We start from the raw sequence: 9,289 nt of genomic DNA, 5'->3' as shown, positions 1-9,289 counted from the left end.
GCCTCATGAGCACTTGCTCAATGCGAGTGTAGAGTTCCATAATTGATCTGGTTGAGTGTGGTAATTCAACCAGTCTCGAACATTCCTTGCCTTTTCGGTACTGGAATGTTCGGCACTCTACGCGATCGCTTTGCCGATTCCTGAAAAGATTCTACTTAGAGAAAAACTTCGCACTGTCCAGAATACTAATATACTTTCCGATTTCCGATTTTCAAACTGAATAATCGTGTCAAAATTGTCCCTTAAAACTTGAACAATTTTTGATGTTGGACAATTACCTACCTGAAGATAGATAAACTTGGGTGGATGACCGTACAATAAACTACGCTGATGAAAGTCAGAGTCTTTTGAAACAATCACAAAACCATTCGCTTTTGCATACTGCCAGATGATGACATCATCAGTATTTGTAAGTTTCAAGGTTTTGACATGCTTTGAACTAGGATACAAATCGATAATCCTCGGAATAATTCGGTCTGAGAGATTTTCGTCCAGAAGCAGTTTCATAGAGATACTACAAACAACTTTCTTTCACGATCTGCTGCGAAAGAAAGACACGCTTTGATGTCCTCCGATGTGAGCTCAGAAAAATCCTCTAGTATTTCTGGCTCACTCATTCCGCCTGCCAGATATTCTAAGATATCGTACACAGTGATTCGCATCCCTCGAATACACGGCTTGCCACTACGCTTTCCAGGCTCGATGGTAATAATGTCTTTGTAGTCCATAAAAAGGTGCAAGGGAGAGCGTTTACCTATCACTATATCGACAAATAGCCGTTGCAATTAAATGTCGATGATAAGACTTACGATTAAGCTTTGGCTTGCCCTCGGCTGCGCGTCAAAATTCCTTGACTAGGACTAAACAACAGCGCTGCTAGAAAGCAGGCGAAGAGAGTCAGTGCGATCGCAGGTCCAGAAGGTGTATTGAGATAGTAGCTAATGTACATCCCAATCAGGCAAGACAGCACGCCCAAGCCTACACCTACCGCCATCATCCAATGCAGTTCTTTGGTCAGCAAGTAGGCGGCGGCTGCCGGATTCACCATCAGCGCCATCACCAAGATCACGCCCACTGCCTTGATGCTGGCTACAATCGTCAGCGTAATCGCGGCCATCAGCCCAAAATTCATGGCCGCTACCGGTAGACCAATTGCTTCTGCACCTAACGGATCAAAGGTAAAAAACAACAGTTCCTTATAAAACGTTTTCACAGCAATTAAGACGGCGACAGTCACAAACCCAATTTCCCACACATCTGCTGGAGCAATGCTGAGGATATCGCCAAAAAGTAGGTCTTCAAGATCTAAGCGGCTGCGTAAGCTGGTAAGCAGGGCAATGCCCAATGAGAAAAAGCAGGAAAGGGTAATGGCCATCGCCGCGTCAACCTTGACTTTAGACTGGGCGCGAATCCAGCTAGTGACGAAAGTGCCGAACATCCCAGAGACGAAGGCTCCAATGAGCAAAGGAACGTTGAGAAAATTGGCGATCGCCAGCCCTGGCAGCACCGCGTGAGCAACAACGTCGCCCAATAGCGCCATCCGCTGAACAATCAGGTAAGTACCGACAATTGGACACAAAATGCCCATCAGTGCGCCCGCCGCCAGCGCCTGCCGCATAAACTCATAATTCAGAGGATCTAGCAGCCAGTCCATAGTTGTTGTTGAAAATGGGATTGTTGCGTAATCATCGCATCTCTTGCCACGATTGGCTAAATACTTGCACTGCTAGCCTAGCAAAAACAGCAGGCAGCACAGAGCCTAGCACCAGCTCGGGTAGCCCAGACTGTGTTAAGAACACCAGTCCTGCCGCAATCAGCACCAATATATCGGCAACAATGTCACTTCTATAGAGCACAGCCACACCAAGGACACGTTCAGAGTCATTCTAACGGCCAGCCACTGTCGGATTTTGCCGAAAGAGCTTGAGTTCAGGAAACTGACTCAACGCTAAAGAATAATCAACTATCCGCAAAAAAAGATGTTGCCAAGAGAGCTTCTTACGATAATATAATTTGAAAATGATAATCGTTATCAAACAATAGCGCCATGAATAAGTCCCCCCGCTTTTTTTCAAAACATACTGCTTCGCTACTGGTGCCCTTTTCGCTAATGTTAGGCGCGGTGAGCTGCACCCAGCCTTCTGAGAATGGTCAACCCCAGGCTGAATCTGGAACTGAGGCGGAATCTGTCGGCGGGCCTCAAGTGGTTGCGTCCTACAGCGTACTTTGCAACATGGCTGAGCAAATTGCTCAAACTACCGTAGATTTGACCTGCCTAATTGACGCGGGGCAAGATCCTCACACCTACAGTGCCACCCCAGCAGATCGACGAGCTATCGAAGACGCTGATCTGGTTTTATATGGCGGCTATGAGTTTGAACCTGAAATTATTCAAATGGTCGAGGCGACTGACACGCCTGCGCTTAAAGTAGCGGTGTCAGAAGTTGCCGTGCCAGACCCGCTAATGGGCGAACCTCATGACCACGGCGCGCATGCTGAAGGTGAAGCACACGACCACGCCGAAGGTGAGACGCATGACCACGCTGAAGGTGAAGCGCACGACCACGCTGAAGGTGAAGCGCACGACCATGCTGAAGGCGAAGCGCACGACCATGCTGAAGGCGAAGCGCACGACCATGCTGAAGGTGAACTAGAGCCAGATCCTCACGTTTGGCACGATGCTGAAAACGGCATCGCTATGGCGAGAGTGGTTCAAGAACAGCTTAGCGAAGTCTCGCCAGAGAATGCTGAACTGTATGAGACTAATGCCGAAGCTCTGATCGCCCAGCTAGAACAGCTTGACACCTGGATTCAAACTCAGATGGACACTGTGCCTGCAACAAGTCGCACGCTAATCAGCACGCATGATGCTCTCGGTTACTATGCTGAAGCCTATGGTCTAGAGATTGAGCCTGCGCTCGACAGCTTTAGCACTGAAGCACGGCCTTCAGCGGCCAATATCAAAGAATTAACAGAAGTTGTAGAGGCAAAGAGCGTACCAAGCATTTTTGTAGAATCCACTAGCAATCCGGGCCTGATTGAAACCGTCTCTAGAGAAACTAATATCGCGGTCTCACAAGATCCAATCTACGCCGATAGCCTGGGCGAACCAAAAACACCAGCAGCGACTTATCAGGGAATGCTGGTCACCAATACCTGCAATATTGTCAATGGCTTAGGTGGCTCGTGTGACCAAGCCGCTGCTCAAGCTTTACTGCCCGCTCAATAAGCTCAGTACTGTATGGCTCGATATGTTGGGGTGTTTGATACAAAGTCATATCCAATACCCCGTATCGGTACCAATTTCACCACACCACTTCATAGTCGTATCGCGAGAATAAATCATTGGAAACCACCTTCACCTTCGACTGGACCGGCCAAATCGCTGGCTTCAGCTTCGTTGGCAACTTCAGCTACGACTCCAGCCAAACCTATGAGGGCGGCATCGTCCGCGAAGAAGACCTCACCGACTTCGATGTCTCTTTCTTCGACCCTGACGGCACCCTCCTACGTACCTACGAAGACAACCAACTCACCTACGACCAGTTCAACTTCGCCTTCGACACCAACACCCAAGAAATTCTCCAAGACGGCTCCTTCGATGAGCCTGATGGCATTGATATTGGGGAGTACATACCTCTGTTCGATGATGCGGGAGAACGGACTGGCGCGACAGGACTCAACTTTTGGTCGGCGGCTCCAGCACCAGACGGAGTGCCTATTCCTCACGTTCACTTAACCGATTTTGGTGATGAGTTCCCTAACTTGCCGATGGGTTTTAGTTCTCACTTAGATGTTGCCTTCTTTACCCGCACCACCCAGGAATTACTTGACACAGGCGGCGTCGGTGACGCCTACGTCGACCAGCTCACTGACCTAGATGAAGTCGGAGCACGCATTCAGGTCGAGCTAGCACTGAGGATGGGCACCGACGCCGCCGAGACCCTCCTCGGCGATGCTACTGACAACACCATCAACGCCCTCGGTGGCGACGACGTCGTAGCAGGCAACCTCGGCGACGACATTATCACTGGTGGCGATGGCGACGACATTCTGCGTGGCGATCTCAATAACCGCTCTCCCCAAGACAACATCATGGGCGGTAATGACATCATCTTTGGCGGTGAAGGCAGCGATCGCATCGGTGGCAAGTCCGGCAACGACATTCTCAGCGGCGACGCTGGCGATGACTTTATCTGGGGCGACGATGGTGACGACATCATTACGGGTGGCACTGGCAACGACACGCTCGTTGGCGACAACTTCTCCAACGGCAGCGGCAGCGATCTGTTCGTCTTTGGCAGTAGCGATGGCACCGATACTATCCTCGACTTTGAGGTGGGCACTGACCGGATCGGTCTCGTCGAAGGTGAATTGTTGTTTACTGACCTGACGTTGACGCAAGACGGAGCGAATACCCTGCTGGGCATGACAAGTAGCAATGAAACATTAGCCATTTTGAACAATGTGCAAGCCTCAGCGCTAGGCGAGAGCAGCTTTGAAGTTGTTGCAGATATCTCTAATCCAGAAGAGGCAATGGCACTGATCTAGATGCTATAGCTCTGGGGCGGGCCGCCTCCTAAGCCTGCGTCAAGACAGACTAACTTTGATTATGTCAGTAGTCTTAGAGTGAATGAACCGACTACCTCACTGCAAGCGGTGGTACGTGTTTAGCGTACATATCGAAACCCACCCCGACCTCCGCTGCACTTCGGCCACCCCTCCGGCGGAGGGGACATCGGCTATGTATTTAGAGATACAGGACTTGGTTCCCTATGGGAACCGTAAGGGAGGGGTTTTCCAAGGTGTACGCTAAACAGGTACTCTAATGCATTAGAGAAACGCAAGTCACTTGGCTCGTTTTCTGAGGTTTCCTGCCTTGGTGAACCTTCCCTAGCACCGCAAAGCGATTACAGGATCGTACCGCTAGCATCGTACAACGGACGCAAGCTTCTCACCGCCGTGACACAGGGCTTCCAGCCTGAAGACTGCACCTAAAACTCAGTACCACTGCTATAGCTATTCAGGTTTTTCTGATGCAGCCGTTTTGCTGGCTACAGTACCCCGCGATCTCACGCTGGCAGAAGGATAGACTAAACGACTAAACTCCTACGCTAAACGCGCACTCATTCATGCTTGTGGCAACAGGTAGTACTGGCAACTAGTTAACAGCGCAACCCTCTTCATCGCAGGATATGTTGCCTTGCTCAGAAGCCGGTACGACGGTAAACCCACCAACTCTGAGCTCTTCAAATCCAAATTTTTTCTGCAAAACTTCGCTGAAGCTAGCAATGATATCTGGCAGTTGCTTTTCAATATCTGTTCGTAGCTGTTCAGCTTCAGGGGGAGGGGAACCAACGGTTTTGATAGTCATAATACAAAGGCTGCTCTAGGGGGCTGAATACGCTCATATTAGAAGCTCTAATACAGGCACAATAGAAACCGTCAAGAAAGTTATCGCAATCAGATCGTCTGTAGCAACTAGCCACCTGCGACTGCCGGAACGATGCTAACTTCATCACCATCTTTCAAGGCAGTTTCTTTGTTGTTTAGGAAGCGAATATCCTCACTGTTGACATAGAAATTGATAAATCGACGGAGCTCGCCTTTGTCGTCGCACAGCCGCTTTTTGATGCCAGGGAATTTGGCTTCTAGCGTATCCATCAACTCGCTAATGTTGTTGCCATCGCATTCTACGGCAGCTTCGTCTTTGGTGAACTTCTGTAGGGGGGTAGGAATGAGAACTTTGACAGACATGTTTTGATAAATTGCTGAAGTAGTAAAAAACGTAAATCTAAACCTGAGTCTGCTGCCACTCTAAACGATTCAAAGTGTTAGCTCGCTCCCAAGCCCGCTCAAAGCTATCTAGCTTGGGCTCGATTGTATGGGGCTCACCAATATAGCCGTGAACAGCTTCTTGGGTTTTCAACCCGTTGCCAGTAATAAAGACGACAGTCTTCTCGTCAGGGTTGATTTTGCCAGCTTCGACCAGCTTTTTAAGAACCGCAATGGTAGTGCCGCCTGCGGTCTCTGTGAAGATGCCTTCAGTCTCAGCTAGTAGCTTCATCCCAGCGATCACTTCTTCGTCTGTGACATCTTCAATGTTGCCGTTGGTTTTGCGAGCAACATCCAGCGCGTACATCCCATCTGCGGGGTTGCCGATGGCGATGGACTTGGCGATGGTGTTGGGCTTGACGGGCGTGATGAAGTCGCGACCCTCTTTGAAAGCTTGAGAGATAGGCGAGCAGCCTTCTGCCTGTGCGCCGCTAAAGCGAACGTCTTTGGCTTCTACCAGGTCCGTTTTGACAAACTCTTGGAAGCCCTTATAGATTTTGGTGAAAAGAGAGCCAGAGGCTAAAGGTGCAACAATGTGGTCCGGCAATTCCCAGCCGAGCTGTTCAGCAACTTCAAAGCCTAGCGTTTTTGATCCTTCGGAGTAATAGGGGCGCAAGTTGATATTAACGAAGCCCCAGCCGTGGGTGTTAGCCACTTCAGAGCAGAGGCGGTTGACCTGATCGTAATTGCCCTTGACTGCCATCAGCGTCGGGTCGTAGATCAAGGTGCCAAGAATTTTACCAGCTTCTAGATCGGCAGGGATGAAGACGCAGCATTCTAGGCCGGCATGAGCCGCGATCGCAGCCGTAGAGTTTGCCAAGTTTCCAGTGCTTGCACAAGAAACAGTCGTAAATCCTAGCTCTTTGGCCCGAGTCAGCGCCACAGAAACCACGCGATCTTTAAAGCTCAGCGTCGGCATGTTGACCGCGTCGTTCTTGATATACAGCTCTTTGAGTCCTAGCTGACGGGCGAGACGGTTGGCCTTTACCAGCGGCGTCATCCCCGTGCCAACGTCAATCGGAGTATCGGTTTCAACAGGCAAAAAGGCTTTGTAGCGCCAGATAGAATGAGGACCCGCTTCGATGATTTCTCTAGAGACCTGATTCTTGATGGCGTCATAGTCGTAGGCAATCTCTAGCGGACCAAAGCAGACATCTTCACAGACATGCTTTGCGCCTAAGCCATACTGCTCTCCGCATTCCTTACACTGCAAGGTCGTGAACGTTTTCTTGGAAAGACCTTTGGAGAGATCTTGAGAGCCGACGTGCCGATCGATAGCCTGTGTCATGGTGTGTTTCTCTGTAGTGAGAGCAGAAGGAGGGTGAAACAGGTCAACGAGCCCATTTCTAACGAAGTGGGTTGATAGTAACACGGGGGTTATCTAGCCGCAAACATACCCGACTTTTTTAGTCGGGATTAAGTGAAATCCTTTTAGATAAAGGTTTCTGCAATCCAGGTGATGTGGCCGTATTTGCTCGTGCCATTGGTTCTCTGTAGCTAATTTTGAGCTAATTTTGGACTCACTGCTTACCTGGGTTTTCTACGATGCCATTGATAGAAGCGGTACTATTGTCTGGACAAGCAGTACTTACTAGTCGAATGATACTCAGCTGCAGACGCAGTCTAGCAAGACCTCTAATAGTGATTGCGACTGAGCGAACAGGAACCAACTACTTATGTGAGCTTTTGGGCTACCATCCTCAAATTGCAGCCCGTTATGAGATTTTCTCCAACATGGGTGTCATGATGTGGGACGAAGAAGTCGAGACCCTATGCAAGGCTCAGAATTGGTCTTTTGTAGACAGAAGTCATCCTGATCTCATTAAGCGATTCAAAAAACGTCCTCGTAGAATTCTTAAGTTGATTGGAAGGCGGCTACCGTCTGAGAAGAAAATTTGTTCATTCAAGGTATTCCACGATCACCTGCCACCCAGGCAGTTAGCGCGACTAATCAAAGACTATGAGGTCATTTTTGTTACTCGTAGAGTAATAGATACTTATGTCTCGTTTGTGAAAGCAATGGAAACAGAGGAGTGGCTGCGACTAGATACCACTCAGATAAAGCCAGCGCTAAGGATCGATGATTTTATTGACTGGTACCGCAGCCGCCATCAGTACTACAAGGGGTGTGCGGATCGATATACAAGAACTCACCACAAGACGGTCACTCTCCTTAAGTACGAGGAATTCACCGATAGATCTGATCTAGAAAATCTGAAGTCTGCCTGTCAAAAGATCACTGCTGCAACAGGTATTGACCTATACATACCCAGTCAGGAGTTCGAGCTGAAAACCTGGAAACAAGATAGCAGTCAGTTGGTTGTCGACAAGGTATCAAATTGGCAAGAATTTGAAGCGCAGCTGAAGGAAAGAGGTTTACTTGAGATTGCCTTTGACTATTTTCTGGGCCCTACTGAAAGCCTGTATTCTGCCGGTCGTATCTAGCGTGGCCTAGAGCTGAGCTGATAGCTTAAAGGTATCCTTTGGCCAAGGTGAACTAATTCGAGAGTTTCAACGTCAGTTGATCTCTAGTTGAGATCGTAGTGATGCATCAACTTGCTGGTGGACAATACTACGAACTAAATCGAGGCGATCGCCTTCAAAAGTCTTCCAGCCTAAGCTCCTTAGCGTTACTCGTCGTATTACCCGAAAAATCAGCACCTGCCCGAACAGCGTAAAGGCTCGAATGGTGCATTCTGGGTCGTCAGCTGGCTTATTAAGTATCTGGCTGATTAAGGCTGAGCAAGGTCTAATAGTTTTCTGAACCACTTTTTCGTTGAGAATATCAAAAACGGAGGAGGGTTCCATCAGCTCTCGCAGAATGAATTGAGACCAGATCTCGGGCCTATCGGTTGAGACTAGCGACGTTACAAAAGCATCAAATAGCTCATGCATCAGGTCTAATACTTGTTCTGTAGAAAATGTTGAGGTGCCTGCCTTATGATCGATTAGTGCGATCGCAGCCTCAATTTCTGGATCATACAAATGAGCAGCTATATGCTCAGCAACAGCGTGGTAGAGTCCTTTTTTATTGTCAAAGTAATAGGGAATAGCCCCTAGATTCACGCCTGCTTTCTCGACGATGCTACGTGTGCTAGCTGCTTCATAACCATGCACTCCAAATATTTCGATACCAGCGTCTATCAGGCGCTGGCGAGCCTCTTCACCCCGCTGCTGACCACTGGATTGAACGGATTTAGACTTGCTCACGGTTTTCTATATCAGTAATCTAGCAGTGAGAAAACGCTTCCACACCAACCAGATTGCCTACCTTACTACTACAGCTTTGGCTATATATACAATCCGCGCTTAGCTCAAGCGATATCAAGAAGCTGTACCCTTTGTCATATATAGCGCTAAGCGCGTAGCAATCCACTAATGCATCAGCGGATTGCTATAGCTTACTATAGCGTTTGCCACTTTTCTCCACATGCTCCCTAGCGGTGAAACCCCT

11 protein-coding genes are annotated in these 9,289 nt (G+C 48.8%); 3 read left to right on the top strand and 8 right to left on the bottom strand.

Annotated elements, in window-relative coordinates; genetic code table 11:
• Nucleotides 1–117: 117 nt before the first annotated feature.
• The 4 genes from IQ256_RS14295 to IQ256_RS14280 all read right to left on the bottom strand — a co-directional run bounded on the left by IQ256_RS14295 (nt 118) and on the right by IQ256_RS14280 (nt 1,856).
• Nucleotides 118–507 (bottom strand): DUF5615 family PIN-like protein, encoded by a 390-nt coding sequence (locus IQ256_RS14295; protein WP_193856216.1) that lies wholly within the window; start codon nt 505–507, stop codon nt 118–120.
• Nucleotides 504–728: a DUF433 domain-containing protein gene (locus IQ256_RS14290; protein WP_193856215.1), complete on the bottom strand. Its 225-nt coding sequence runs from the start codon at nt 726–728 to the stop codon at nt 504–506. Before IQ256_RS14290 ends, IQ256_RS14295 begins: the two co-directional genes overlap by 4 nt.
• A gap of 83 nt (nt 729–811) precedes the next feature.
• A complete protein-coding gene (locus IQ256_RS14285) occupies nt 812–1,654 on the bottom strand; it encodes a metal ABC transporter permease (protein ID WP_193856214.1) in 843 nt (280 codons plus the stop codon).
• Nucleotides 1,655–1,685: 31 nt separating this feature from the next.
• Complete coding sequence (locus IQ256_RS14280) at nt 1,686–1,856, bottom strand: hypothetical protein (protein WP_193856213.1); 171 nt, start codon at nt 1,854–1,856, stop codon at nt 1,686–1,688.
• Between the two features lie 191 nt (nt 1,857–2,047).
• On the opposite strand from IQ256_RS14280, the gene IQ256_RS14275 reads away from it, so the two are divergent.
• Both IQ256_RS14275 and IQ256_RS29660 read left to right on the top strand, forming a co-directional pair.
• A complete protein-coding gene (locus IQ256_RS14275; protein ID WP_193856212.1) occupies nt 2,048–3,229 on the top strand; it encodes a metal ABC transporter solute-binding protein, Zn/Mn family in 1,182 nt (393 codons plus the stop codon).
• A gap of 116 nt (nt 3,230–3,345) precedes the next feature.
• The gene (locus IQ256_RS29660; protein WP_228024883.1) at nt 3,346–4,551 is read left to right on the top strand and encodes a calcium-binding protein; all 1,206 of its coding nucleotides are present in this window, start codon (nt 3,346–3,348) and stop codon (nt 4,549–4,551) included.
• A gap of 610 nt (nt 4,552–5,161) precedes the next feature.
• Here IQ256_RS29660 and IQ256_RS14265 read toward each other — a convergent pair.
• From IQ256_RS14265 to thrC, 3 genes are all read right to left on the bottom strand, one after another.
• A complete protein-coding gene (locus IQ256_RS14265; RefSeq protein WP_193856211.1) occupies nt 5,162–5,374 on the bottom strand; it encodes a hypothetical protein in 213 nt (70 codons plus the stop codon).
• A gap of 107 nt (nt 5,375–5,481) precedes the next feature.
• The gene (locus tag IQ256_RS14260) at nt 5,482–5,757 is read right to left on the bottom strand and encodes a MoaD/ThiS family protein (protein ID WP_193856210.1); all 276 of its coding nucleotides are present in this window, start codon (nt 5,755–5,757) and stop codon (nt 5,482–5,484) included.
• Nucleotides 5,758–5,794: 37 nt separating this feature from the next.
• Nucleotides 5,795–7,123, bottom strand: a complete 1,329-nt coding sequence (gene thrC / locus IQ256_RS14255) for a threonine synthase (RefSeq protein ID WP_193856209.1) — start codon at nt 7,121–7,123, stop codon at nt 5,795–5,797.
• A 353-nt stretch (nt 7,124–7,476) separates the two neighbouring features.
• Between thrC and IQ256_RS14250 the strand changes: the two genes are divergently transcribed.
• A complete protein-coding gene (locus tag IQ256_RS14250) occupies nt 7,477–8,280 on the top strand; it encodes a hypothetical protein (protein ID WP_193856208.1) in 804 nt (267 codons plus the stop codon).
• A gap of 72 nt (nt 8,281–8,352) precedes the next feature.
• Here the strand turns inward: IQ256_RS14250 and IQ256_RS14245 are convergent, their stop codons facing one another.
• Nucleotides 8,353–9,045 carry a CerR family C-terminal domain-containing protein gene (locus IQ256_RS14245; RefSeq protein WP_193856207.1) on the bottom strand — a complete coding sequence of 231 codons (693 nt, stop codon included), beginning with the start codon at nt 9,043–9,045 and terminating at the stop codon, nt 8,353–8,355.
• Nucleotides 9,046–9,289: the final 244 nt, after the last annotated feature.

This window comes from cf. Phormidesmis sp. LEGE 11477 (assembly GCF_015207105.1).
GTDB lineage: Bacteria > Cyanobacteriota > Cyanobacteriia > Phormidesmidales > Phormidesmidaceae > Phormidesmis.
This window is presented reverse-complemented; position numbering and strand designations above follow the sequence as displayed.

Excerpts from the sequence above, each read along its gene's own strand:
- IQ256_RS14295 (WP_193856216.1), bottom strand. The coding sequence starts at position 507 with ATGAAACTGCTTCTGGACGAAAATCTCTCAGACCGAATTATTCCGAGG.
- IQ256_RS14290 (WP_193856215.1), bottom strand. The coding sequence starts at position 728 with ATGGACTACAAAGACATTATTACCATCGAGCCTGGAAAGCGTAGTGGC.
- IQ256_RS14285 (WP_193856214.1), bottom strand. The coding sequence starts at position 1,654 with ATGGACTGGCTGCTAGATCCTCTGAATTATGAGTTTATGCGGCAGGCG.
- IQ256_RS14275 (WP_193856212.1), top strand. The coding sequence starts at position 2,048 with ATGAATAAGTCCCCCCGCTTTTTTTCAAAACATACTGCTTCGCTACTG.
- IQ256_RS14265 (WP_193856211.1), bottom strand. The coding sequence starts at position 5,374 with ATGACTATCAAAACCGTTGGTTCCCCTCCCCCTGAAGCTGAACAGCTA.
- IQ256_RS14260 (WP_193856210.1), bottom strand. The coding sequence starts at position 5,757 with ATGTCTGTCAAAGTTCTCATTCCTACCCCCCTACAGAAGTTCACCAAA.
- thrC (WP_193856209.1), bottom strand. The coding sequence starts at position 7,123 with ATGACACAGGCTATCGATCGGCACGTCGGCTCTCAAGATCTCTCCAAA.